Here is a 1,075-nt window from a genome sequence, read left to right on the forward strand (position 1 = left end):
GCCCCGGCACAGACGGCCGCGACCGCCGCGCCGGAACCGGCAGCCCCGGCAGCAACGCCGCCCTCACCGCCGGCCGAGACGTCGGTGGCGACGGCACCGCAGCCCGACGCCGCCCCGGCGCCTGCCCCGGAACCGGCGACGGCCTCGACGACACCGGCTGCGGAACCGCAGGCATCGGCCTCCGTGACTCCGCCGGGCACCGGTGCGGAGCCTGCCGCTCCTGCGTCGCCAGCGGAGCCGGCTGCGACGCCGCCGACGGCGGAAAGCCAGCCCCCGGCCGCACCCGCGGCGTCCACGGACCAGGTCGCGGCACCCGACGATCCGGCGGCGCAGGCGCTGTTGCCCGCCGATGCCTCGGCCGAGCTGCGCGCCCTGGCGCGCCGGGCGATCGCCGGCACGCCCGATGCCGAGCACGATCTCGGCACCTTCTACGCCCTCGGCCTGCAGGTGCCGCGCAGCTTCGAGCGGGCCGCCTACTGGTACCGCAAGGCCGCCGACCACGGCGTCACCAACGCCGCCTACAATCTCGGCGTGCTGCTGGAGCGGGGCCTCGGCATGGCGCGGGATTCGGCGACCGCGACCACCTATTTCCGTAAGGCAGCGGAGGCCGGCCACCCCGACTCGCAGAACGCGCTGGGCCTGGCCTATCTCAACGGCAGCGGCGTCACCCGCGACCCGGCCGAGGCACTGAAATGGTTCCGCCAGGCCAGCGCCAACGGCAATCCGCGCGGCGCCTACAACATGGGCCGGATGTACGAGACCGGCGCGGTCGGCGCCCCCGACCCGCGCGCCGCCGCCGGCTGGTACCGGGTCGCCGCCGATGCCGGCAGCGCCGACGCCAAGGCGGCGCTGGCCCGGCTGCAGGACGACACCCCGCGCAGCGGCTTCGTCACCCTGGCGCCCGACGCCGCACCGGCAGTGCCTGCTCCCTCGCCCGCCGACGCCAGCGCCGATCAGCTCCTGGGGGCCCTGGCGTCGCAGCTCGCGCCGCCGGGACCAGCCGCCCCGGCGACCACGCCGGAGGACCAGCCTGCCGCCGCCGCTAAGCCCCCGATCCAGCCCCCGCTCCCCGGCG

General features: G+C 77.5%; 1 protein-coding gene and 1 pseudogene. One reads left to right on the forward strand and one right to left on the reverse strand.

Going from position 1 to position 1,075, the window contains the following annotated elements; genetic code table 11:
• A pseudogene (locus AB4Z01_RS36255) lies at positions 1 to 296 on the reverse strand (hypothetical protein); the annotation flags it as partial.
• A gap of 43 nt (positions 297 to 339) precedes the next feature.
• On the opposite strand from AB4Z01_RS36255, the gene AB4Z01_RS36260 reads away from it, so the two are divergent.
• Positions 340 to 1,075 (forward strand): tetratricopeptide repeat protein (locus AB4Z01_RS36260; protein WP_441701703.1); only part of this gene is annotated, 736 nt, incomplete at its 3' end.

This window comes from Inquilinus sp. YAF38 (assembly GCF_052113205.1).
Classification (GTDB): domain Bacteria; phylum Pseudomonadota; class Alphaproteobacteria; order DSM-16000; family Inquilinaceae; genus Inquilinus.